20 protein-coding genes are annotated in these 22,646 nt (G+C 61.7%); 11 read left to right on the top strand and 9 right to left on the bottom strand.

All coding sequences use genetic code 11. The features are described from left to right. The 3 genes from yejK to yjeH form a co-directional block, all read right to left on the bottom strand. Positions 1–1,008: a nucleoid-associated protein YejK gene (gene yejK / locus AERO9A_RS18830; RefSeq protein ID WP_159973440.1), complete on the bottom strand. Its 1,008-nt coding sequence runs from the start codon at positions 1,006–1,008 to the stop codon at positions 1–3. 268 nt (positions 1,009–1,276) lie between these two features. Further along, positions 1,277–2,602, bottom strand: a complete 1,326-nt coding sequence (locus AERO9A_RS18825) for a TAXI family TRAP transporter solute-binding subunit (RefSeq protein WP_159973439.1) — start codon at positions 2,600–2,602, stop codon at positions 1,277–1,279. Positions 2,603–2,713: 111 nt separating this feature from the next. Continuing rightward, the gene (gene yjeH / locus AERO9A_RS18820; RefSeq protein ID WP_159973438.1) at positions 2,714–3,967 is read right to left on the bottom strand and encodes an L-methionine/branched-chain amino acid transporter; all 1,254 of its coding nucleotides are present in this window, start codon (positions 3,965–3,967) and stop codon (positions 2,714–2,716) included. Between the two features lie 124 nt (positions 3,968–4,091). Here yjeH and AERO9A_RS18815 point away from each other — a divergent pair, with 124 nt between their 5' ends. From AERO9A_RS18815 to AERO9A_RS18790, 6 genes are all read left to right on the top strand, one after another. Then, positions 4,092–4,511 (top strand): Lrp/AsnC family transcriptional regulator, encoded by a 420-nt coding sequence (locus AERO9A_RS18815; protein WP_159973437.1) that lies wholly within the window; start codon positions 4,092–4,094, stop codon positions 4,509–4,511. Further along, positions 4,508–5,728 carry an exonuclease subunit SbcD gene (sbcD, locus tag AERO9A_RS18810; RefSeq protein WP_159973436.1) on the top strand — a complete coding sequence of 407 codons (1,221 nt, stop codon included), beginning with the start codon at positions 4,508–4,510 and terminating at the stop codon, positions 5,726–5,728. The genes AERO9A_RS18815 and sbcD overlap by 4 nt, the downstream gene beginning before the upstream one ends. Before the next feature lie 111 nt (positions 5,729–5,839). Beyond that, positions 5,840–6,367 (top strand): PAAR domain-containing protein, encoded by a 528-nt coding sequence (locus AERO9A_RS18805; protein WP_159973435.1) that lies wholly within the window; start codon positions 5,840–5,842, stop codon positions 6,365–6,367. 10 nt (positions 6,368–6,377) lie between these two features. Beyond that, entirely contained in the window at positions 6,378–7,409 is a 1,032-nt protein-coding gene (locus tag AERO9A_RS18800; protein WP_159973434.1) for a hypothetical protein, read from the top strand. A gap of 89 nt (positions 7,410–7,498) precedes the next feature. Continuing rightward, positions 7,499–8,008, top strand: a complete 510-nt coding sequence (locus AERO9A_RS18795; protein ID WP_159973433.1) for a hypothetical protein — start codon at positions 7,499–7,501, stop codon at positions 8,006–8,008. 140 nt (positions 8,009–8,148) lie between these two features. After that, positions 8,149–8,637, top strand: coding sequence for a hypothetical protein (locus AERO9A_RS18790; protein WP_159973432.1), 489 nt, complete (start codon positions 8,149–8,151; stop codon positions 8,635–8,637). Positions 8,638–9,338: 701 nt separating this feature from the next. Here AERO9A_RS18790 and AERO9A_RS18785 read toward each other — a convergent pair. Together AERO9A_RS18785 and AERO9A_RS18780 are read right to left on the bottom strand one after the other, a co-directional pair. After that, complete coding sequence (locus AERO9A_RS18785; protein WP_159973431.1) at positions 9,339–10,004, bottom strand: glutathione S-transferase family protein; 666 nt, start codon at positions 10,002–10,004, stop codon at positions 9,339–9,341. Then, positions 10,001–11,299 (bottom strand): mechanosensitive ion channel family protein, encoded by a 1,299-nt coding sequence (locus AERO9A_RS18780; RefSeq protein ID WP_159973430.1) that lies wholly within the window; start codon positions 11,297–11,299, stop codon positions 10,001–10,003. The genes AERO9A_RS18785 and AERO9A_RS18780 overlap by 4 nt, the downstream gene beginning before the upstream one ends. Before the next feature lie 267 nt (positions 11,300–11,566). On the opposite strand from AERO9A_RS18780, the gene AERO9A_RS18775 reads away from it, so the two are divergent. The 3 genes from AERO9A_RS18775 to AERO9A_RS18765 all read left to right on the top strand — a co-directional run bounded on the left by AERO9A_RS18775 (position 11,567) and on the right by AERO9A_RS18765 (position 15,689). Then, complete coding sequence (locus AERO9A_RS18775; protein ID WP_159973429.1) at positions 11,567–12,121, top strand: sigma-70 family RNA polymerase sigma factor; 555 nt, start codon at positions 11,567–11,569, stop codon at positions 12,119–12,121. Then, positions 12,121–13,110 carry a FecR domain-containing protein gene (locus AERO9A_RS18770; RefSeq protein WP_159973428.1) on the top strand — a complete coding sequence of 330 codons (990 nt, stop codon included), beginning with the start codon at positions 12,121–12,123 and terminating at the stop codon, positions 13,108–13,110. Before AERO9A_RS18775 ends, AERO9A_RS18770 begins: the two co-directional genes overlap by 1 nt. A gap of 167 nt (positions 13,111–13,277) precedes the next feature. Then, positions 13,278–15,689 (top strand): TonB-dependent siderophore receptor, encoded by a 2,412-nt coding sequence (locus AERO9A_RS18765; RefSeq protein WP_178111160.1) that lies wholly within the window; start codon positions 13,278–13,280, stop codon positions 15,687–15,689. An 80-nt stretch (positions 15,690–15,769) separates the two neighbouring features. Here AERO9A_RS18765 and AERO9A_RS18760 read toward each other — a convergent pair whose 3' ends face one another. The 3 genes from AERO9A_RS18760 to AERO9A_RS18750 all read right to left on the bottom strand — a co-directional run bounded on the left by AERO9A_RS18760 (position 15,770) and on the right by AERO9A_RS18750 (position 19,217). Next, positions 15,770–16,594 carry a peptidoglycan DD-metalloendopeptidase family protein gene (locus AERO9A_RS18760; protein WP_159973427.1) on the bottom strand — a complete coding sequence of 275 codons (825 nt, stop codon included), beginning with the start codon at positions 16,592–16,594 and terminating at the stop codon, positions 15,770–15,772. Positions 16,595–16,860: 266 nt separating this feature from the next. Continuing rightward, positions 16,861–18,240: an exodeoxyribonuclease VII large subunit gene (gene xseA / locus AERO9A_RS18755; protein WP_159973426.1), complete on the bottom strand. Its 1,380-nt coding sequence runs from the start codon at positions 18,238–18,240 to the stop codon at positions 16,861–16,863. Between the two features lie 44 nt (positions 18,241–18,284). Further along, entirely contained in the window at positions 18,285–19,217 is a 933-nt protein-coding gene (locus tag AERO9A_RS18750) for a LysR family transcriptional regulator (protein ID WP_159974100.1), read from the bottom strand. A 34-nt stretch (positions 19,218–19,251) separates the two neighbouring features. Between AERO9A_RS18750 and AERO9A_RS18745 the strand changes: the two genes are divergently transcribed. After that, positions 19,252–19,719, top strand: coding sequence for a multidrug/biocide efflux PACE transporter (locus AERO9A_RS18745; RefSeq protein ID WP_159973425.1), 468 nt, complete (start codon positions 19,252–19,254; stop codon positions 19,717–19,719). 57 nt (positions 19,720–19,776) lie between these two features. Beyond that, a complete protein-coding gene (locus AERO9A_RS18740) occupies positions 19,777–20,331 on the top strand; it encodes a sugar ABC transporter ATPase (protein WP_159973424.1) in 555 nt (184 codons plus the stop codon). Positions 20,332–20,414: 83 nt separating this feature from the next. On the opposite strand, the gene AERO9A_RS18735 is transcribed toward AERO9A_RS18740, so the two are convergent. Further along, a complete protein-coding gene (locus tag AERO9A_RS18735) occupies positions 20,415–22,532 on the bottom strand; it encodes a TonB-dependent siderophore receptor (RefSeq protein ID WP_159973423.1) in 2,118 nt (705 codons plus the stop codon). Between the last annotated feature and the right edge of the window lie 114 nt (positions 22,533–22,646).

The following is a 22,646-nucleotide window of genomic DNA, read 5'->3' as shown; positions in this document are numbered from 1 at the left end:
TCAATCCTGGCGCCGCTTGAGCTGATCTTTCAGTTGGGTCGGCAACTGGCGAATGATCAGCATGTCGCGGCCCTCGTCGTACTCGACCTTGGAGCCCAGCAGGTGTGCCTCGAAACTGATCGACAGGCCTTCGGCGCGCCCGGTGAAGCGCTGGAACTGGCTTAGCGTGCGCTTGTCCGCCGGAAATTCCGGGGCCATGCCGTAATCCTTGTTGCGGATGTGCTCGTAGAAGGCGCGTGGGCGGTCTTCGTCGATCAGCCCGGACAGCTCGTCGAGGGTGATTGGCTCACCCATTTTGGCCTGGCTGGTGGCGTAGCCGACCAGGGTTTTGGTCTTCTCACGCGCCTGCTCTTCGGGCAGGTCTTCGCTTTCGACGAAATCGCTGAAGGCCTTGAGCAGGGTGCGCGTCTCGCCCGGCCCGTCAACGCCTTCCTGGCAGCCGATGAAGTCACGGAAGTAGTCCGAAACCTTCTTGCCGTTCTTGCCCTTGATAAAGGAGATGTACTGCTTGGACTGCTTGTTGTTCTGCCACTCGCTGATATTGATGCGCGCGGCCAGGTGCAGTTGGCCGAGGTCGAGGTGCTTGGCCGGGGTCACGTCCAGCGCGTCGGTCACGGCCACGCCTTCGCTGTGATGCAGCAGGGCGATGGCCAGGTAGTCGGTCATGCCTTGCTGGTAGTGGGCCAGCAGCACGTGGCCGCCGGTGGACAGGTTGGACTCTTCCATCAGCTTCTGCAGGTGCTCGACGGTCTGGCGGCTGAAGGCGGTGAAGTCCTGCTCGCCATCGAGATAGGCCTTGAGCCAGCCGCTGAAGGGGTAGGCGCCGGATTCCTCGTGGAACAGGCCCCAGGCCTTGCCCTGCTTGGCGTTGTAGCTCTCGTTGAGGTCGGCCAGCAGGTTTTCCATGGCTTGCGAGGTGGCCAGCTCGCTGTCGCGGGCGTGCAGCACGGCAGGGCTGCCGTCGGGCTTCTTGTCGATCAGGTGGACGATGCAGTGACGGATCGGCATGGCGGTCTCGATGGGCAAATGAAACGAAGGGCGAAGTTTACCCGAAGCGGGTCATGGATTCTGGTATGGATGCATCGGGCCAGGGGCGAAGCAAGTCGCGGCTAAAGCCCCTCCCACAACTATCAGGAATCCCCGTGGGAGGGGCTTTAGCCGCGACAGATCTTCTACCTCGGCGCTGCTGCAGTTGCGTAGGGTGGATGACGCTTTTTCATCCACCGCTTGGGCAGCAGAACCTGCGCATCGGTGGGCATCAAAAGCGATGTCCACCCTACAGTTGGCGGCGCTGCTGCAGCGCCCGCAAGCGTTCGATCACATAGCGCACGTGCAGGTGCAGCTCGTACAACTGGTTGGAGTACGACAGCGGCACTTCCACCGCTGCCAGTTCGTCTTCCATCTGCTCCAGGCGCTCGATCTCGCTGTCCAGCTCGTCCGGCAGGGAGCCAGCGTGCAGTTTGCGGTCGATCTCGCGCAGGTACTTGTACCAGCGGTAGATGCGCGCGCGGATGCGCCACTGGTAGATCGGCCCGACGGCCTTGAACAGCGGGATCATCACCACGATCAGAGGGATCAGCAGGATGATGTAGCGATCGGCCAGCGAGGCGATGCGAAACGGCAGGTAGCGCTGCAGGATCGGCAGGCCCTTGGCGTAGTAATGCTCGGCATCCTTGTGCAACTCGAAGGTGCGCGGTTCGGCGCTGGGGTAGGCACCAGCGGTGTCGAGCAGCGTGCCGTTCTTCATCACCGCGCGGCTGGCGTCGAGAAACAGCGGCACCAAGCCGGGGTTGAAGTTGTCGTTGACCACCAGGGTGGCCACCGGGGCCAGGGTGACGATGTCGCGATCCGGCGCATTGCTGGCCAGATCCAGCAGGCCTTCGCCGACCTTCACCTGATTGAAGAAGGGCAGGCGCGCCTCGTAGGCGGCGGCGCGGCGAAAGTGCGCCAGGGCGATGTCCGGGTTGGCCGCCAGTTGTTGCACCAGAGCATTTTCCGCCGGGCCGACGAAGAAGGCGGCGTCCAGCTCGCCAGCCATTAGTGCACGAGCGGCCTTGCCGCCGCCGAGGTTCTGCCAGGTGGCGGGATATTGCTCCGGGTCGATGGCGTTGGCGCCGAGAATGGCATCACTGGCGGCACGCGTACCGCTGCCTTCGCCGCCGAGACCAAGGCGCAGCGGCAGCAGATCGGCGATGCGATCCAGATTCACGCCACGGCGATAGAACAACCACAGCGGCTCCTGATAGATCGCTCCCAGGCTCTGCAACTGGCGTTGTTCGTCGGGCGTCAACTGACGTTCCAGGCCACTCTGTACCAGGGCGATCTGCACCTCCGGTTTCTTGGCCAGCAGGCGCTGCAGGTTGTCGCGTGAGCCAGAGGTCGGTACCAGTGTCAGCTCGAAACCCTCCTTGGCCAGCTCCTCCTTGAGACGTGCGGCGAACTGCTGATAGGCGCCACCCTGGGCGCCGGTGGCCATGCTGGCGCTCATCGGCGGTGGCGGTGCGACGAACTGGAACAGCGCCCAGACCAGGCCGGCCACCACCGGGACGATCCACAGGTTGGCCAGGATCATGATTTTCAGGTCATTGAGTACGCGGCGCATGAGGCTTCCTTTCGGCGGGTTCCATGCAAGGATAGAACCCCGCGCGCCTCCAGGTCATCCGTAGGGTGGATGGCACTCTTTCATCCACCACCAGGCTTGCAGCAAAGATCGTTACGCCAGCGCCCTGTGCCTGGCGCGCAGATGATCGATCAGCAGCAAGGCGCCGAGCAGCGCCACGGCATACAACGCATCACTGCCAAGCATGGCCAGCACGGCGGCACAGAGCAGCGCACTGAGCCCGGCCAGCAGGCGCCAGACGCCGCGCAACAACACCCAGCCAGCGGCCATGCTGAGCAGGTAGATCAGCACGAAGTTGCCGTTGGCGTAGCGAATCAGGTCATCCACTGACAATTGCAAGGTGGCCGACAGCACGGCGCACAGTGCGCAAGCGATCACCACCAGCAGCAGTGCCTTGCCGGGCACGCCTTGGCGGTTGCGCACGGCCAGTGTCGCGGGTAGGCGGCCTTCCTCGGCCAGGCTCCAGATCAGCCTGGCGAAGCCCTGGATATACACGTTCATCGAGGCGAAGCAGGCCAGGTAACCGAGCACCGCCACCAGTACACGAGCGCGCTCGCCCAGCAGTTGTTCGAACAGGCGGGGCAGGGCGGTGGTGTCGCTGTGCACATTGCCGTAGGTGGCGAAACTCAGCACCGCCACCGAACAGGCCCAGTACACCAGACCGGCCAGCAGCACACCGAGCAGCAGCGCCAGAGGGAAATCCCGCTCCGGGTGTTTGAATTCCTCGCCCAGGTGAGTGAAGGCTTCAATGCCGACGAAGCACCAGAACATCACCCCCAGCGCCATCGGCAGCAGATGCCACTGGCCGTCTATCGATGGCAGCAGTGGTTGACTGGCACGCGGTAGATCGCCCATCCACCAGATCAGCGCCACGCTGGCGACGATGGCCACGGCGATCAGCCCCTGCAGCAAGCCCGAAGCTTTCGGCGGGCGCTGGCCGAGCAGAAGGATGGCGCCCAACGTGGCCAGTTCGATGATCAGCAAACCTGTGCGGTCGAGGTCGAACAGCGCCAGCCAGAAGCCGCTGGCGATATGCAGCGCCGCAGGCAAACCAACGGGCAGCACGGCGAGAAACAGCAGGGCGCTGACACTCTCCATGCGCAGACCGAAGGCGCGGCCGATCAGATGCGGTGCGCCGCCAGCATGGGGAAAGCGCTTGCCCAACTGGGCGAAGGTGAAGGCCACGGGCAGCACCAGGGCAATGAGGATCATCCAGGCCCATAGCGACGTTTCACCCGCTGCCGTGGCGGCCAGTGCCGGTACCACGAAGATGCCGGTGCCGAGCAGCGAGGTGCTGAGCAGGGCGACGCCCTGCAGCAGGCCCAATTCCTTGTTCAATCGACTCATGGGGTATGCTCGTCACTTTTCCGATGCCGCCATGGTAGAGCGCCGCCCACTTGCAGGCTGTCGCCTTTTGCCGACGAAATGGCGGTTCTGCCCGTCAACCTGATTGCCGCCCGAGAAACGCCCCGTGGACAAGTTCGATCGTCAGATCCTCGCCCTGCTGCGCAGCGACGCGCGCACCCCCGTCAGCCAGATCGCCCGTGAGGTCAACCTGTCACGTTCGGCGGTCAGCGAGCGCATTCGTCATTTGGAAGCGAGCGGGGTGATTCGCGGCTATCACGCCCAGGTCGCGGTGCCGGGCGAGGGCGGGGTCAAGGCCTTCTTCGAGCTTTTCTACCAGAACGGTCGTTGCGAGGATTACGTCGAGCGCATGCGTGAGTACCCGGAAATTCGCCATTGCAGCGGCATCAGCGGCGAGACCGACATGCTGGTGCTGGTCGAGGCGCCGAACATGGCGCGCCTGAGCGAAGTGCGTGCGGCCATCGAAGCCTTGCCGCAGGTGCAGCGGGTCAAGACCCATATCGTCGTACAGGAGTGGCCGCTATGAGCCTGCGCGTTCTGCACAGCTCCGACTGGCACCTCGGCCAGCACTTCATGGGCAAGACCCGCCAGGCCGAGCACCAGGCCTTCTGCGCCTGGCTGCTGGAGCAGGTGCGCGCGCATCGGGTGGACGTGCTGCTGATCGCTGGCGATGTGTTCGACACCGGCGCGCCGCCCAGCTATGCCCGCGAGCAGTATTACCGGCTGGTGGTGGAGCTGCGTGACGCCGGCTGCGCCCTGGTGGTGCTCGGCGGTAATCACGACTCACCGGCCATGCTCGGCGAGAGCCGCAGCCTGCTGGCGCAACTGGGGGCATGGGTGGTGCCGGGCGTGGGGCTCGATCTGGGCGAACAGGTGCTGGTACTGAATGATCGTACTGGGCAGCCGGGGGCCATCCTTTGCGCCATCCCCTTCATCCGCCCGCGTGACATCATGGCCAGCCAGGCCGGGCAGAGCGCGCAGGACAAGCAGCAGTCGCTGCAACAGGCCATCGCCGAGCATTACCGCGCGCTGCACGAGCTGGCGCTGAGCAAGCGTGATGAGCTGGGCCAGGCGCTGCCGATCATCGCCACCGGCCACCTCACCACCGTCGGCGCCAGTGCCAGCGAATCGGTGCGCGAGATCTACGTCGGCAGTCTGGAAGCCTTCCCCACCAGCGCCTTCCCGCCTGCCGACTACATCGCCCTTGGCCATATCCACCGGCCGCAGAAGGTTGGCGGCCTGGAGCATATCCGCTACAGCGGCTCGCCGATTGCCCTGTCCTTCGATGAAGCGCGCCAGCAGAAGGAAGTGCTGCTGCTGGAGTTCGGCTCTGCCGCCTTGCAAGTGATCACGCCACTGCCTGTACCGGTATTCCAACCCATGGCCAGCCTGCGCGGCTCACTCAAGGAGCTGGCCGATGCCATCGCCGAGGTGGCCAAGCAGGGCACACCCGAACGACCCGTGTGGCTGGAAGTGCACGTGAGCACCGACGACTACCTCAGCGACCTGCAAAGCCGCATCAACGCCCTGTGCGAAGGGCGCCCCGTCGAAGTGCTACGCATCCGCCGCGAGCGTGGCAACGCGGCAGCCAGCCTGGCCAGCGAAGCACGGGAAACGCTGGACGAACTGAGCGTGGAAGACGTCTTCGCCCGCCGCCTACAGCAGGAAGCGCTGGATGAAGAGGATGCTCAGCGTTTGCAGGGGTTGTATCGGCAGGTGTTGGAGGCGGTGCAGGGGCAATAACAACGCGGACGATCCATCGATAGGCTGCCGGTAATCGTGAACTTGTTCACGTCGTAATGGCTCGGGCTGGAGATACGATGCTGGTTTTACTAGCTACAAGGACGTTCGACCATGGCAAAACCTGCCTCTCGTCTCAGTGATCTGAATGCCTGCCCACTTCCAGGCCATGGTACCAACCCGACCACCAGCGGTTCCCCCGATGTATTGATCAACAACCTGCCCACGCTGAGGGTCGGTGATAGTACAGCCTGCGGTGATGCGGTTACCGAGGGTATTGGCAGCATTCTGGTCAATGGCAAACCTATTGCGTTCCTGGGAAGTGCGACTGCCCATGGTGGCATCATCGTCACGGGGTCTGGTGATGTACTGGTGGGAACGCAGTCAGGCAGCGCGCCCTTCGTTGTGCCTGAAATCCTGCCCAGGCACAGCGAGCAGTACCAACTGATCGATAGCAACAGCGGGCTGCCTGCTCAGGACGTGCTGTACTGCGTGGAGTGTGCCGATGGGCAGCGCTTCGTTGGCTATACCAATGCCCATGGCAACACCGAACGGGTATTCACCAAGGATCCAAAAGGTGTGATCGTTCGATGGGGGCGGGAAGCCGCTAATTATCTGAAGCATCAAGGCATCAGTTTCTAAGGACGGAGCGATGACGAAACTTCATCAGGGCCAGACCAGCGCCCAGCATTCGACTCAGCAGATCCCCGTAACTCTTCAGCAGGACTACATCACTGTGGTTGGGGCCTCGCATATGACCTTGATGGAAAAACTGCGGGGGCAGAAGGGCAATAAGATGCGCTTCATTAACCAGGGGATTCGACAAATTCGCCTGTACCCACCGGCAACCGCCAATGATTCAATCCAGCGCATCTTCCTGATTTTTGTCGAGGACTATGAGCTTTCGCTGCTCGATGCGGTCAAGGAAGTGGTCGAAACTCGCTACGGTGCCAAATACCGCGAGTTAGATTCTATTGCCCAACTGCTCGACTTCATCAATACACGTATCAGGAAAAAGCGCGAGATCAAGCAGCTCGATATGTTTGCCCATGGCCTGGTGGGCAGCATCGAGTTCGGGTACGAGCTGGACAAGGCCGATAGCTACCGCATGCGTGACGCACAAGCCGCTATGTTGAAACCCGAGGCTTTCGACCTGAAGGCCAAGATTTACTCCTATGCCTGCCGGACTGGGCTCGGTATTCCTGCCGATGTCTATGTGAAGGAAGGGGAGGATCCTCTGTACGAGAAAAGCCTGGCACAGCTGATCGCCAATACGACCCGGGCGACGGTCTGGGCATTTCCTCGGCGGAGTAACTATGACCAGACCTACGGCAATGCCAATGACCGGGCAGGCCTGGCCAATGCTCGCAAAAAAGTAAGCACAGATGCTCAGGCGATGAAAGCATATAGGCGCAGGCTCTCGGATTATTACGAGCGATTGAAGGCGCATCGGAAAGCCAGCAGGGACCCCAGTGCTCAACTTCCAAATGAGTCAGCTCCTCGGCCACCTGTCAAAACAGCCACTGCAGAAGAGGAAACCATCGTGCGCCACGCCGATAGTCGTGATGAATACGATCAATCCATTGGCTATCCACTTGATGCCGAAGGTGCTCTTCGTCCTGTGCGCCCCGGGGAAACCCCTGGTGGATTGCCTGCCATTCTGAAGGAATACAAACCACAGTGAGGCTCTCGAAAAAAACTCTGCTATGGATCGCAGTGCTGATTGCCAGCCTTTTTAGCTTGCTGCTCTACCTGAATGCCAAGGAGGGCGAGATGCCCAAGAAGATCATGATGTATTACGGCGGTTTTGAAGTCGAAGAGATGTTCGACGCCAGCCAGTGGTTTGCCAGCGGCCAATACAAGCCCCGCAATATCGAGGCGGATGGCGGGGCCAGCAATGTGACCATGCTGCGCACCAAGCCAATGCCCTTTACCCACGAACAGTTGGCCGAGCTTCCCTACACGGCGGCTGAAGCATTCGATTACAGCCATCTTGAAAATATCGATACCCAGGCACTGATACTGGAGCCTCCAGAAGACCTCAGCCATCGAATCCGCTATGCCTACAGCGCATTCGCCGCGCTGAACAAACCAGAGGATTACTACTACCTCTATCTGGAACTAGCTGACAGGCGCTTCGTAATCACTTTTTCGCGTGATGCCCAGAGCGGTGGAAATCTCACTGGAAAAAACGCCAAGGAGGTGATCGGCGATTATGCTTCGCAGGCCATGCATCGACAGGCGTTCGACGAAATTGAGGCGCTGGAGCGGAAAACACGCTGAGTGCTCCCTAGCGTGCCTGCCACTCTGCTGGAGTACAAACTGCCATGAAGTGTTGGCCCAAACGACTGCTCTCGGGCTTGACCTTGCTCACCTCTCTGGTGGCATGGTCTTACTTGAATGCGAGGGCGGACGAGAAAGTCATGATGTATTACGGCGGCTTCGAAGTCGAAGAGCTGTTCGACGCCAGCCAGTGGTTCGCCAGTGGCCAATACAAGCCCCGCAATATCGAGGCGGATGGCGGATCCAGCAATGTAACCATGCTGCGCGCCAAGCCAATGCCCTTTACTCGCGCCGAATATGACGAGTTGCCTTTCATTACCGCCAGTGAGATACGTGACGAATACCCTGATGTCGATATGACGCAATGGATCGACAACCCGCCGGATTTCAGTTATCGCATCCGCTATGCCTACAGCGCATTCGCCGCGCCGAACAAACCAGAAGACTACTACTACCTCTATCTGGAAGTGGCCGGTCGGCGTTTCGTCATTACCTTCTCGCGCGATGCCCAGAGCGGAGGAAACCTTGCCGGGAAAGATGCGCAGGAGGTGATCGGTGATTATGCCTCGCAGGCCATGCATCGGCAGATATTCGCCGAAATAGAGGTGCTGGAGCGTAAAGCACGCTGATTGCTCCTTGTGGCGATCATCCTGCGTGGCATGATCGAGAAAGGCGCGTGACGGGTGCATGATAGCGGTGAATCCCAATGAACCTCCTCCCCACATCCTGGGCCAACGCCTGGTCAGACCTCGGCCTCCAGCATGTAGCCGGGGTAGAGCCCAGCGAAACCCAGGGGGGATTCGATGGGTTTCGCGTTGTTCTACCCATCCTACGGTGCTTAATCGTTAAATTTTTATGGAGGAGTGAATATGGGTAGACCAACAAGGCCTGCGCACGATGGCGTAATTGCCAACGCAAAGACATTTGCCGAAGCGCTACACGATCTTTCAGCTAGTGGCCCTGTCGATTTAAATACAGATGCAGGAACCCCTTTCACAGCGGAGGCGCACGTTGCACAAGGTGGCAATCATTCAGGCCAAGACTGCATCCGAGTCACAAGGGATGGGGCCCCGAGGGCATACATCTATGACTGTTGCTGGGGGCATGTCACCAACTGCTCTGGCACTTATATAGATGGGTATTCGCCGATTATCTAAACCTCACGAGCCGCAGCAGTTCGCGCCTGTCGGCGCAGGATTCGCTACGCTCGCCGCTGTTCTTTGGTTCGTACAGCGGGTGCCAATCGTATCGGCCTGGCTCCGCTGCAGAACTCGCCTGCCCCGCACTTTAATCGTGATGTTTTCCGGTTCTCGCTTTGCCTGACCATGGCTCAGTTGGCGTAGTCGTAGGCGCCACCCTTTTCCAGCGCGCGGCGATAGGCCGGGCGGGCGTGGATGCGTTGCAGGAAATCATTCAGGCGCGGGTGGTTGTGCAAGACGCCACGAGCGGCCGCCGCTTCCAGGGGGAAGCTGAGCTGGATATCGGCGGCGCTGAAATCGTCACCGGCAAACCAGTCGTGCTCTCTCAACTGGCTCTCCAGGTAATCGAAATGCAGCTTCAGTTGCGGTGTGATGAACGCTGCGCTGACCTTGTTGGCGATGCCATGGGCGATGGGTTTGATGAAAAAGGGCATGGGTGAGCTGCGCAGTTTGTCGAATACCAGTTTGAGTAGCAGCGGTGGCATCGCCGAGCCTTCGGCATAGTGCAGCCAGTAGCGGCAGCGCTGGCGCTGCGGGCTGCCGTTGGCGGGTAGCAGCCAGTCGCCATAGCGTTCGGCCAGGTATTCGATGATGGCGCCGGATTCGGCCAGGGTCAGCTCGCCGTCGGTGATCAGTGGCGATTTACCCAGGGGGTGAACCTGGCGCAGCTCGGCGGGGGCGAGCATGGTTTTCCGGTCGCGCTGGTAGTGTTTGATCTGGTAGTCGGCGCCGATTTCTTCGAGCATCCAGAGTATGCGCTGCGAGCGTGAGTTGTTCAGGTGATGCACGGTGATCATGGCAAGCTCCGGCTGCGCAGGGCAGGTTCGTTGGATGGCGCTGTGGGCGTGTGGCGGTGTTCGATTGGCGCTGGTCGCAGCTCGCGCATGTCTGCTCCACTGGGGTGCTGAAACACGCGCAGGCCAAACTCGGGAAGGATCGCCAACAGGTGATCGAAGATATCCGATTGGATGCCTTCGTAGGCATTCCAGGCGATGTTGTTGGTAAAACAGTAGATTTCCAGCGGCAAGCCATCGGCGGTAGGGCTGAGCTGGCGTACCAGTAGGGTCATGTCCTGGTGAATGTGCGGGTGGTGCTGCAAGTATTGCTCGACATAGGCGCGGAAGCTGCCGATGTTGGTGATGCGGCGGGTGTTCACCGCTTCCTTACCGTGTTCGGCCAGCCGGGTGTTCCACTCCTGCAGTTCCTTGTCTTTGTGCGCGAGGTAGTCGTCGAGCAGCATGAAGCGGCGTAGGCGGGCGTTTTCCTCGTCGCTGAGAAAATGCACGCTGGTTTGATCCAGATACAAGGCGCGCTTGATCCGCCGCCCGCCGGATTCCTGCATGCCGCGCCAGTTCTTGAATGGGTCGGTGATGAAGCGTTTGGTGGGGATGGTGGTGATGGTCTTGTCCCAGTTCTGCACCTTGACCGTGTGCAGGGCGATGTCGATGACGTCGCCATCGGCATTCAGGTTGGGCATCTCTACCCAGTCGCCGACGCGGATGATGTCGCTGGAGGAAATCTGCACGCTGGCCACCAGCGACAACAGGGTGTCCTGAAAAATCAGCATGAGCACGGCGGCCATGGCGCCGAGGCCTGATAGCAGGATCAGCGGTGAGCGGTCGATCAGGGTGGCCACCATGAGGATGGCGGCGATGGCGAAAATGGCGATCTTGACCACCTGCAGGTAGCCCTTGATGGGGCGCAGGTGGGCGTTCGGGCGGCGTTGGTAGAGGGTGTCGATCAGGCTCAGCACTTCGCTGATGGCCAGTGCCAAGGTCAGGACGATGAAGGCACCGCAGACGTTATTGACGATCTGCACGATGTCTTCGGGCAGGTTGGGCACGAGAACGATGCCCAGCGACAGGATCAAGGCCGGCACGATGTTGGCCAGGCGTGCGATTACCGATGAGTTGGCGATGGCGCGATCCAGTTGGGTGGCGCGCAGACCACGGTACAGGGTGCGCAGGAGTATGCGCTTGACGATCCAGTTGGCGGCCCAGGCTGCCAGGACGAGTACGCTGAGGCTGAGCAGGGTATAGAGCGGCGGATGTTGTTCGAGCCATTGCAGGGCTGCTTGATACTGTGCAGGCATGAAATCCCCTGAGCGCTGATGGGTGAGGCAAGTGAGCGCATTACCCTAACAAACTTGGCATGCGGGTGTGGCTGGGGTGTTGTGCCGGTTGTGTCGATAGATGCATCAGCCGTTGTGCGATGAGCTGTCAGGGCGCGTGTCTCCGAGGTTCGGGCGATGTGCCTATTTGCTGCGGCCTGGCAATGCATGATATTTTTGATAAGTATTCTCATTGCTAAACAGTACCTTGATGGCCGCGGGATTCCACCCAGCGGAGGGTGATCGCCTGTGAGTTCATCTGCTTATGCCACTGCTCCATCGCTGGAGAGGCTGTATTGCGATCATCATGGATGGTTGCAGGCGTGGCTGCGAGGCCGCCTGGGGCGCGCTTGCGATGCCGCCGATCTGGCTCACGATACTTTTCTGCGCTTGCTCAGCGGGGCTAGCCAGCCGCGTTTTTCCAGCATGCTCGAAGCCCGCGCTTACCTGCGCACTATCGCGAAGAACCTGTGCATCAACCTGTGGCGCCGTCAGGAAATCGAGCGCGCCTGGTTGGAAACGCTGGAGACGTTGCCGCAGGAGCAGTACCCGTCTGCCGAGCGCCAGGCTGCCGTGTTGCAGGCGTTGGAAGAGATCAGCGGCATGCTGCAGTCCTTGTCCGCCAAGGCGGCACGGGCTTTCACCCTGGCGGTGGTATGCCAGATGACCGATGACGAGGTGGGTGCCGAGCTGGGCATTTCCGGGCGCATGGTACGCAAGTACGTGGCTCAGGCCATGCTGGCTTGCCTGATGCTGCGCGCCGGTGAAACGGTGGCTGCGCTGCGTCAAGAGCCGCTGTATTGATGGGCCGCGCCGATACTGAAGAGTCATTGCCGCCGCATGCCGCGCTGGAGCAGGCAGCCTACTGGTACGCCACGCTGCGTGATGGCCAGGCCAGCGCTCAAGCGCGAGCGAGCTGGCAAGCCTGGTTGCATGCCGATCATTTGCATGAGCAGGCGTGGCGTTATGTCGAGGGCATCAGCCGCGACTTTGAACCCTTGTGTGGGCGGGCTGATGCGCGCTTGGCCGCCGATGCTTTGGATGTCGCCAGTGGCCGTTTGCATTCGCGGCGTCGGCTGTTGGCGGCCATGGGCGCTATCGCCGGTGGCAGTCTGTGCACGTGGCTGAGCTGGCGTGAGGCGCTGTTGCCGTCGAGCCTGATGGCCTGGGGCGCAGATTACCGCACCGGCACCGGGGAGCAGCGGCAGGTGACTCTGGGCGATGGTTCGCAAGCCTGGTTGAACACGGCCAGTGCTGTCGATCTGGCGTTCAGTGCCCATGCGCGCCGCGTCACGCTGTTGCGTGGTGAGGTGTTCATTGCCACGGCCAAGGGGGCGAGCCCCTTCTATGTCGAAACCGAGCACGGGCGCATGCAGGCGCTGGGCACGCGTTTCAATGTCCGCCACGATGCTCAGCGCACCTGGCTGGCGGTCTACCAGGGCGCTGTCGAAATCCGCACGACCTCGGGCGCCAGCGTTGTGGTCGGCGCTGGCCAGCAGGCCGACTTCGACGCCGAGCATATCGGCGCGGTGCAGGTGGCCGATGCCGCGCGTGAGGCCTGGATCGAGGGCACGCTGTTGGCCGATAACATCACCCTGCGCGAAGTGGTGCAGGAGTTGCGCCGCTATCGCCAGGGCCACCTCGGCGTTGCCGACGAGGTGGCGGATCTGCGGGTGTATGGCAACTTCCCGGTGCGTGATTCGGAGCGAGTGTTGCGCATGCTGGCGTCGGCGTTGCCCATTAGCATCGAGCAGCCGTTGCCCTGGTGGGCGAGCATCGAAGCCCGGCACTGATTGGCTTGGCAAAAAAGATTGAAAAACAGGTTCCGGGTTTCTGCGGCTCACGGGTTTACCCAGTGAGAAGACAGCAAACAGCGCTGAAGCAGAGGCTTGAGCGGCTGAGTGCAGCGCCTGTTGACGGTCTTCGCTCATCCATCATGCTCGCCAGAGGAATACCGTCCATGTCCCACCGCCGTCACCCGCGCGCTGCCCGTTCGGGTATCGCCGCCCATGTCTTTGCCTTGCGTCCGCTGCACCTGGCGCTTCACGCGGCGTTGTTGGGGAGTGCCGTGAGCTTGGCGAGCTGGGCGCCGAGCACCATGGCGCAGGACAGCGCTGCGCTGGCGTCTGTGCGTAGCTATGAGATTCCGGGCGGGCCGCTGGCTACTGCGCTCACGCGCTTCTCCCGCGAGGCAGGGGTGTATTTGGTCGGCGCCGGTAGTCTGGCCGAGGGCGTCAGCAGCCCCGGCTTGCAGGGCAACTATACGGTGGCCGGTGGTTTGGCGGCGCTGCTTACCGGCACCGGGCTGGAGGCCGTGGAACAGGCCGATGGCAGCTATGGGCTGCAGCCTGTGCCGCAGGATGAGCAATATCGCCTGGCGCCCATCCTGATCAATTCCCAGGCGGCTGGCGAGGACCTCTCTCGTTCGGTGGTGGCGCAGGAGCTGTGGGTCGGCGGCAAGGTGGCGACCAATATCCTCAACACGCCGGCATCGGTTTCGGTCGTGACCGAGGAGGAAATCGCCCAACGCAGTGCCAGCACCACCGAGGAGCTGTTGCAGTACACCCCTGGCGTCATCACCGACTATTACGGCACCGATGACCGCAATGACTACTTCCAAATTCGCGGCTTCCAGGCCACCACTTACCGTGATGGCCTGACCCTGGGCACGATGCGTGGTGTGCGCGAAGATCCTTTCGCCTATGAGCGCATCGAGATCTTGCGCGGCGCCAACTCGACGTTGTTCGGCCCGGCCGATCCGGGTGGTTCGGTGAACTTCGTCACCAAGCAGCCGCGCTTTGACACGTTCGGTCAGGTCTATGCCACTTACGGCTCGTTCAATCATATGGAAACCGGCCTGGATACCGGTGATGCGAATGAAGAGCAAACCTTGGCCTATCGCTTTACCGGCAAGTTTCAGGACAGCGACCGCGAGTACGAGCACTCCCAGGACGACAACAACTTCCTGATGGGTGGCCTGACCTGGGCGCCGACCGCCTTCACCTCGGCCACGCTGGTGGTCGACCACCTGCGCCAGGACAACACGCCCAACAGCGGCGGCTACCCGATGGATAGGGAGTACGACCGCGACGAGTTCTTCGGCGAGCCGAGCTACAACTTCCACGATGTCGAGCGCACCAGCGTCAGTGCCAACTTCACCCATGATTTCGACAACGGCTTCACCCTGCGCAGCAACCTGCGCCACAGCGACCTGAGCGATGACTACGGCTACGTCTATATCAGCGACGCGGCGGGGCACAGTGGCACGCTGGTCGACCGTGGCTACCTGGGCTCTGAGCGCGAAGCTGAGCAGTTCAATGGCAACCTGATGCTGCAGTACGACGCGCGCTTCGAGAACATCGACAGCAGCAGCATCATCGGCGTGGAGTACCTCGATTCCTCCTCGACGAGTCTCTCCGTTTTTGGCAATGCTGACCCCATCGATGTCACCAACCCGGTCTATCGTGGTGTTTCTGCCGCGACCGTCTACGAAGACAAGAGCCGCAAAGACAGCATCAAATCGGTGTTCCTGCAGCAGAACCTGTCGTTCTACGAGCGCTTTATCGTCACCGTTGGCCTGCGCAATGATTCGATGGACGTCACCGAAACCGATCACCTGACTGCCACGCGTAGCACCGGTAACTATTCGGAAAACTCCATGCGCGGGGCGCTGACCTATCTCGTCAATGACGAGGTGTCGACCTACATCAGCATGGTGGAGTCGGTGGCACCACCTGAGGTTGGCGTCACCCCGGAGCGTGGCACTCAGTACGAGGTGGGGGTGAAGTACTCGCCTATGCAGATCAACGCGCTGTTCTCGGCGGCGATTTACGAGCTGACCCAGGAGGATGTCGCCACGTCCGTCGTGCAGTCCAACGGCCTGATCGACCAGCAGACCGTTGGTGAGCAGCGCGTGCGCGGGCTCGATCTAGAGGCCAAGGCTGAGCTGACCGACAACCTGAGCCTGATCGCCGGTTACTCCTACATGGACACCGAAGTGCTCAAAGGCGGGCTGCAGGTCTGGAATGGCACGGCCAATGAATTCGCCTCGGTCAAGGGTAACCAACTGGTGTCCGCGCCCAAGCATTCCGGCTCGCTGTGGAGTTACTACCGCGTGCCGGGCACGGATGTGAGCGTTGGCCTGGGCGCCCGTTATGTTGGCGCTTACTTCTTCAACGACCTCAACAGCACCGGCAAGAGCGAGAGCACCACGTTGTTCGATGCTGCGTTCAAGTACCAGATCGACAAGGCCACTGACCTGGCCATCAACGTCAGCAACCTGCTCGACGAGCAACATGTGGTCGGTCGTGGTAGCGCGGACTACTACAACCCAGGGCGCGAAATCACCGCCAAGGTGAGTTACAACTGGTAAGGCCGTAGGCTAACCGCTAGCGCAAAGACAAAGACCGCCAGGGGCAACCCGGCGGTCTTTTTGTTTGTGGCAGGCGCGGTTCAGGGCTTGAACGCGCCGATGAAAATGGCCGGATCGACGCGCGCGTCGTTGAGGCTGACGTTCCAGTGCAGGTGCGGCCCGGTAGCCCGGCCCGTCGCGCCGACCTTACCAACATGGCCGCCGCGTAGGATCTCGTCACCCAGCTTCACGTCGATGGCCGACAGGTGGCAGAACATACTGATCAGCCCCTGGCCGTGATCGAGGAACACTGTCTTGCCATTGAAGAAGTAGTCGCCGATGAGGATGACCTTACCGGCCGCCGGCGCCTTGATCGAGGTGCCACGGCTGGCGGCGAAGTCCAGCCCCGAGTGCGGGTTGCGCTCCTCGCCGTTGAAGAAACGGCGCAGGCCGAAGGGGCTCGACAGCGGGCCGTTGACCGGTTTGTCGAACAGCAGATTGCTCGGCTGGCGCGCGCTGAATTGCTGGTAGGCACGGGTCTGCTCGGCCAGTTCGCGCTCGATGCGTGCGAGGTTCTTGGCGTTGGGATTGACCTGCTGCTGGTTCTTGAGGGTGATGCGCTGCTCGGTGTAGTGCTTGGCGCCGACCTGGAAGCTCAGTGCCTGGCCACCCTCTACCGTCACGTGCTGAGCGCCGGGTTTGACGCTGAGCGGGATGCCGACAATGGCGATCCAGCGCTGGCCATCCTCATGCACGGTGAGTACCGGCTTGCCCTGGTAACGCACCTTGGGCGGCTGCGCCGGATTGCCCAGATCGACCACCGCCACACCACCCGGCACCGGCTTGTTCAGCAGGCGGGTGATAAAGCCTTCGGCGTGGGCGGGCAGGGCAATACATAGGGCAAGCAGAACGATCAGGGGGCGCATAAAAGTCCTATAAGAAAAGAAGGCTGAACGCAAAAGCGGACCGCCCGCCAGCGCTGTTCTCGTTTTTTAGAGCCTGTTAATTATCTTTAGGCTCATTTTCGCTGGTTTTGTCTGCGAACTGGTGTGGATGCCAATAAGTTGGTGGGCTAAAGCCGACCCTTGAGCGTTTCGCGCTACGGTAGGGTGGGCTTTAGCCCACCAACAGGGGGCATGGGCGGGGCTTGGTGGGCTGAAGCGGAGCGCCGCCCGGCCCACCCTACCAGCGGTTAGTCCAGCAGCGACAGGGTCGCCGGTTGTATGTGGTTGTCTTCGACGCGCACGTCCAGCTCGCCTTCGCTCAGGCGCGCCTTGAGGCGCTGGCCGGGTTGGGTCTGCGCGGCGCTGCGCACCGCCTGACCACGCTCGTCGAGCAGGATGCTGTAGCCACGACCGAGGGTGGCCAGCGGGCTGACGATTTGCAGTTGCGCGGCCAGGGCGCCCAATTGCTGGCGCTGGCTGCGCAACTGGCTGTGCATGGCGCGCGGCAGGCGCGTGGCCAGGCCATCGAGGCGCTGGCGCAGCAGCGTCAAATTGCGCCCCGGATGCTGTGCAGCCAGGCGCGCATCCAGACGCGCCAGGCGCTCGCGCTGATTGGCCAGTTGTTGGTTGAAGGCGCGGCGCAGGCGCATGTCCAGATCGTCCAGGCGCTGGGCCTGCTGGCGCAGACGCTCGCCGGGGTGACGCAGGCGGCGGCTGGTGCCTTCCAGGCGCAGGCGCTCGCGGGCCAGGCGGCCTTGCATCTGCAGTACCAGACGACGTTGCAGGTTGTTGAGGCGCTGTACCAGTTCACTGCTGTCCGGGGCCAGCAGTTCGGCGGCGGCCGAGGGCGTCGGCGCACGCACATCGGCAACGAAGTCGGCGATGGACACATCCGTCTCGTGGCCCACGGCGCTGACGATGGGCGTGACACAGGCCGCCACGGCGCGCGCTACGGCTTCCTCGTTGAAGCACCAGAGGTCTTCCAGCGAGCCGCCGCCACGGGCCAGGATCAGCGCATCGAAGCCCTGCGCGTCGGCGCGTTGCAGGGCGCCGACGATCTGCGCGGTGGCCTCGCGGCCCTGCACGGCGGTAGGGATGAGGTTCAACTCCACCTGCGGTGCGCGGCGGCGGAACACGCTGATGATGTCGCGGATCACCGCACCGGTTGGCGAGGTGACGATGCCTATACGCTTGGGGTGCGCGGGCAGGGCGATCTTGCGCTCGGTAGAAAACAGCCCCTCGGCGCCGAGCTTTTCCTTGAGTGCCTCGAACGCCAGGCGCAAGGCGCCGTCACCGGCAGGCTCGACTGCATCGAGAATCAACTGATAGTCGCCACGGCCCTCGAACAGCGAGACCTTGCCGCGCACCTTCACCGCCAGGCCATCACGCAGCGCCTGGCGCACGCGTGCGGCGTTCTGCCGGAACAGCGCGCAGCGCACCTGCGCTTGGCTGTCTTTCAGGGTGAAGTAGATGTGACCGGAGGCCGGGCGGGCCAGGTTGGAGATTTCCCCCTCGACCCAGATGCCGGCGAATACGTCTTCCAGCAACAGGCGGGCGCGATTGTTGAGCTGGCTGACGCTCAGCACATCACGGTCGAGGTTCAGGCGGGCGAAGGGATCTTTGATCATGGGGCGGCATGATAAGCGCAGAGCCTGGCGGACGCGACCACCGTTCAGTGGTCTTCGAGCAAGCGCCCCAGCAGCCAGGCCGCTATCGGGCCGAGTTCGCGCTGGCGTGACCATACGGCATCCACCGTCACCCGCCGTGGCCAGCCGTTGCAGGGCAGTTCATGCAGGCTGTCGAAGCCGAAGGTGTCGACCAGTTGGCGCGGTAGTTCGGCCCAGCCGAAGCCCAGGCGTGCCATCTCCAGCAGCATCAGGTAGTCCGGCGCGGCCCAGCAACGCCCGCCGCTGCCGGGCAGGTCGTCGCTATTGGCGTCGTCGTTGGCGACGCTGCTCAGGCGCAGCAGGCGCCAGGGCGATAGATCCTCCGGTTGTACTTTGGCCAGCGTGCTCAATGGGTGTCCCTTGGCGACGAACAGGCCGAACTCGCTGTGCATGGCCAGGCGTGCGTGGGCAATGTGCGGCGGGTAGGTTGACTGTGCGGCGAGCAGCCCCAGGTGTGCGCGGCCCTGGCTGATCAAGTCGAGCACGTCGGCCTGTTCGGCGATCAGGCTTTCGAATTGCAGGTTGGGGAAGCGCTGATCCAGTTCCTCCAGGCGGGCTTCGTACTGCTTGGGCTGGTAGGCGTCGGAGAGTGCCAGGGTCAGGCGCGCTTCCTGGCCCTTGGCCAGGCTGGCCGCATGCCGCGCCAGGCGGTCGCTGGCGTTCAACACCTCTTCGGCGTGGGCCAGCAGGCTGGCACCGGCTTCGGTCAATTGCAGTTTGCGCGGGCCGCGTTCGAACAAGGCCACGCCCAGGTCGATTTCCAGGCGCGCCACGGCTTCACTGATGGTCGATTGGCTCTTGCCCAGACGGCGCGCGGCGGCGCTTAGCGAGCCACAACTGGCGGCCTGGGCGAAGGCCTGAAGCGATTCGGCGGAAATATTCATATCGGTTTGTCCGATGGCTGCTGCCTTTGAGTTGGCTGATATGCCGATGATCATAGCGCTCATCGCCACTCATCACGAGGATCGCTTCATGACTCAGCCTCTGCCGCGCTCACTGCGTGAACGCATCGGTCACGCCCTGGCCTTTGAGGTCATCGCCATGCTCATCTGTGCGCCTGCGTTGGCTTGGCTTATGGATAAACCTCTGCTGCACCTGGGGCTTCTGACCGCGACGTTCTCTGCCGTTGCCATGCTGTGGAACATGCTGTTCAACGATTGGTTCGACCGCGTACAACGTCGTCTGGGTTTCGAGCGCGGCTTTTGGGTGCGGGTTTGCCATGCGCTGCTGTTCGAGGGCGGGCTGGTCGTCATGCTGGTGCCGCTGGCGGCCTGGTGGCTGTCGATTGATCTGCTCGAAGCGCTGTTGCTGGATATCGGCCTGATCCTGTTCTTTCTGCCCTACACCCTGGCATTCAACTGGATCTATGACGTGCTGCGCGCGCGCTGGCTGGCGCGTCGTGAGGCGCAGGCAGCCGCTGCGAGCTGTCGCGGGGCTTGATTGGCTGGCGGCAGCGGCTAAGCTGCCGCCCTTTCCTTGCCAACCGTTTCGAGCACCATGACCGCGCAATTGATCCTCGTCCCGCAGATATCCACGCTTCCCGCCCATGAGCAAAAGGCCCAGGCCATGCTGCGCTGGCTGGTCAAGCGGGAGATCGTCGCGGCGTTGCCGACCACCTGCGGGCAGGGCGGCAACGGCATGGCCTACGCCATCGGGCCGGGCGCACGGCGTATTGCTCAACGCCCGGAGTTGCTGCCTTACGGCCAGGTGCACAACGGCTTGGAAATCATCACCAAGCGCTGCATCTATGTGCCAACACGTGATTTTCTCGAAGAGGCGGGTTGCGCCGAATGCCGCCGCGAAGTGGGCGTGCCGCTGTTCGACAGCCTTGAGGTGTGGTGGCCGGGGGAAACCGACAACTTCACCTGCCCGGAATGCGGGCACGAAGACGACATCAATGGTTTTCTGTTCTTGCAGCCGTGCGGCTTTTCCAACCTGGGTTTCATCTTCAACGGTTGGGCTGAGGCTGGCCTGCGCCCGGCGTTCGTCGAAGAGTTCGGCGAACGCCTGGGCTTTGCCGTGCGGCAGGTGCGGGTGGACGATCCGGCTTGAGCCGTTCTCTGGCGTTGTGGAAGGGGCTTTAGCCGCGAACTCTCCAATCCCCTTCGCGGCTGAAGCCGCTCCTACAGCGGTTTTTAGAACTCCACGCTGGCCGACAGGCGTGCGGTTCGTGGCTGACCAACGCTGACATTGAGCTCGCTGCCGGTGGTGGAGGGGTAGTAGTGCTTGTCGAAGATGTTGTCGACATTGAACTGCAATGTGGTTTTCTGACCCAGGAGCGGATATTCCCAGCGAATGAACGCATCGGCCAGGGTGTAGCTGCTGAGGCGGAAGCTATCGGCATTGTCACCGGTGCGTTCGCCGACATAGCGAGCGCCGCCGCCGACACGCCAGGTGCCCAGTTGTTCATCAATTGGCAGTGTGTGGGACAGGTAGAGGCTGCCGGTATGACGCGGCGCCTGGGCGAGTCGGTTACCTTCGTCGTTAGGGTCGTCGAGAATTTCCGTGTGGGTGTAGGCGTAGGTGGCGATCAGTGCCAAGCGGTCGGTTATCTGGCCGGTGAGATCCAGCTCCACGCCGCGTGAGCCAACTTTGCCAGCAGCCTCCATTTCATCGCCAGATCCCACCACTACGTTTTCCTTGACGATATCGAACAGGGCCAGATTCAGGCTGAGGTCCGTGCGCAGGTCGTATTTGGCTCCGATTTCGTAGCTGCGTCCCTCCTCGGGATCGAAGGTCTGACCGGCATCGGTGACGCTAGTGTTGGGGTCGAAGGAACGGCTGTAATTGCCATAAAGCGAGAGTGCCTCGCTGGCTTTGTAGACGAGCCCGGTGAACGGAATCAGGGTTTGGTCATTTTTGTCGTACAGCGTGGTGCGACTGCTACCGAGCCCTTGGGCGATGTACTGGTCGTAGTGCTGATAGCGTCCCCCCAGCACTAGGATCCAGCGCTCGTCCAAGTGCCAGTTGTCTTTGGCGTAGATCGAGGCCGACGTCAGCTCGTTGCGGCGGTTGCTTTGCGCGGCGCTGATTACGCTGGGCTCGGGCAGGTTGCCGTAAACCGGGTCATGGATGTTGATGTCACGGCGTAGAGCCGTGGGGTTGCGGTAGGTCTTGCCTCGGTACTGGTCGTTAAGCTCATGCTCGACGCCGATCAGCAGGTCGTGTTGTTGGCCAAACACGACCTGCTGGCCGATGAAGTCCAGGCTGCTATAGCGGGTCTCGTCGTCGTAGTGCGCGCCATTGCCGACTCGCCGGAACGTGCCTGTGGTGGCGTTTAGCGAGTTGGCCACCGGTTGGGCAATGGAAAGTCCGTAGGTGTCATTGTTCCAACCGTGAGTGAAGCGAGTCTTCCAGTCGTCGCTTAGCTGATATTCGAATACCGCACGGGCACTTTCGGCTATGCCTTGGGTTTTGGCCCAGCGCTCGTCCAATCGTTTGTCGTAATCGGCGTCAGTTGGGTGGCCATTGATGAACACGGTGCCGCGATCAAATGGCGCGGAGTAGTCGTTGTATTCGTACGACAGCGTCAGGCTGGCGCGCTCGCCGGTCCAGGTCAGCGACGGGGCTATTAACACCTGCTCATTGCTGCCGTAGTTGCGCCAGTAGTCTTCGTTTTGGCGCTCGGCTATGAGGCGGTAGGCCAGGCCGTTATCGCCCGCTGGGCCGGTGGTGTCCAGAGATAGCGAACCACCGCCTTCGCTGAACATGGAACCGCTCAGAATCGTGCGTTGTTGATATTGCGGCAGCTTGCTGATGACGTTAATCAAACCGCCTGGATCCATCGCGCCATAAAGCAGAGCGGCAGGCCCCTTGAGCACTTCCACGCGTTCGCTGGTGGCGGTGAAGTTTTTCGACAGGTTCGAGCGGATGCCGTCGCGCAGGATCGAGCCGTCGGAGTTGGTGCCGAAGCCGCGTTTTATGAAGGCATCTTTAGTGCCGCCGAGGGTATTGCTTTGGCTTACGCCACTGACGAATTTCATCGCATCGTCCAGCGATTTGACCTGAAAGTCCTCGATGGTCTGCGGCGTGACGACCTGTACCGATTGAGCCTCATCCTTGAGTGCGACAGAAGATTTGCTGGCCGTGCTGGCGCGTTTGGCCTGGTAGCCATCCTCGTCGACGACGGGCGCGGCGACGATGTCCTGGCTGGGCAATTCCAGCTCCTGGGCCAGCAGGGAACTGCCGGGGAGCAGGCAAAGGCTGAGCAGAGCGGCGCAGGGGCTGCTCAGGGAAGGGCGGTTTGGGATCATTTGTGACTCAGATGCAGGCGTTTTTGAGAATCATTATTTTATGTTTCCTTGCCTAAGCCTGCCTAGTGCCTGCTGTCACACTCATTTGAGTGTTTGTACGCGCAATCAACACTT

The sequence above is a fragment of the Pseudomonas sp. 8Z genome (assembly GCF_902506535.1).
In the GTDB taxonomy this organism is placed as follows: Bacteria; Pseudomonadota; Gammaproteobacteria; order Pseudomonadales; family Pseudomonadaceae; genus Aquipseudomonas.
The sequence above is the reverse complement of the archived record's forward strand: the minus strand, read 5'-3'. Positions and strand labels throughout refer to the sequence as shown.

Coding starts and splice junctions, on each gene's coding strand:
- yejK (WP_159973440.1), bottom strand. CDS start 1,008: ATGCCGATCCGTCACTGCATCGTCCACCTGATCGACAAGAAGCCCGAC.
- AERO9A_RS18825 (WP_159973439.1), bottom strand. CDS start 2,602: ATGCGCCGCGTACTCAATGACCTGAAAATCATGATCCTGGCCAACCTG.
- yjeH (WP_159973438.1), bottom strand. CDS start 3,967: ATGAGTCGATTGAACAAGGAATTGGGCCTGCTGCAGGGCGTCGCCCTG.
- sbcD (WP_159973436.1), top strand. CDS start 4,508: ATGAGCCTGCGCGTTCTGCACAGCTCCGACTGGCACCTCGGCCAGCAC.
- AERO9A_RS18805 (WP_159973435.1), top strand. CDS start 5,840: ATGGCAAAACCTGCCTCTCGTCTCAGTGATCTGAATGCCTGCCCACTT.
- AERO9A_RS18800 (WP_159973434.1), top strand. CDS start 6,378: ATGACGAAACTTCATCAGGGCCAGACCAGCGCCCAGCATTCGACTCAG.
- AERO9A_RS18795 (WP_159973433.1), top strand. CDS start 7,499: ATGCCCAAGAAGATCATGATGTATTACGGCGGTTTTGAAGTCGAAGAG.
- AERO9A_RS18790 (WP_159973432.1), top strand. CDS start 8,149: ATGATGTATTACGGCGGCTTCGAAGTCGAAGAGCTGTTCGACGCCAGC.
- AERO9A_RS18785 (WP_159973431.1), bottom strand. CDS start 10,004: ATGATCACCGTGCATCACCTGAACAACTCACGCTCGCAGCGCATACTC.
- AERO9A_RS18780 (WP_159973430.1), bottom strand. CDS start 11,299: ATGCCTGCACAGTATCAAGCAGCCCTGCAATGGCTCGAACAACATCCG.
- AERO9A_RS18770 (WP_159973428.1), top strand. CDS start 12,121: ATGGGCCGCGCCGATACTGAAGAGTCATTGCCGCCGCATGCCGCGCTG.
- AERO9A_RS18765 (WP_178111160.1), top strand. CDS start 13,278: ATGTCCCACCGCCGTCACCCGCGCGCTGCCCGTTCGGGTATCGCCGCC.
- AERO9A_RS18760 (WP_159973427.1), bottom strand. CDS start 16,594: ATGCGCCCCCTGATCGTTCTGCTTGCCCTATGTATTGCCCTGCCCGCC.
- xseA (WP_159973426.1), bottom strand. CDS start 18,240: ATGATCAAAGATCCCTTCGCCCGCCTGAACCTCGACCGTGATGTGCTG.
- AERO9A_RS18750 (WP_159974100.1), bottom strand. CDS start 19,217: ATGATCATCGGCATATCAGCCAACTCAAAGGCAGCAGCCATCGGACAA.
- AERO9A_RS18745 (WP_159973425.1), top strand. CDS start 19,252: ATGACTCAGCCTCTGCCGCGCTCACTGCGTGAACGCATCGGTCACGCC.
- AERO9A_RS18740 (WP_159973424.1), top strand. CDS start 19,777: ATGACCGCGCAATTGATCCTCGTCCCGCAGATATCCACGCTTCCCGCC.
- AERO9A_RS18735 (WP_159973423.1), bottom strand. CDS start 22,532: ATGATCCCAAACCGCCCTTCCCTGAGCAGCCCCTGCGCCGCTCTGCTC.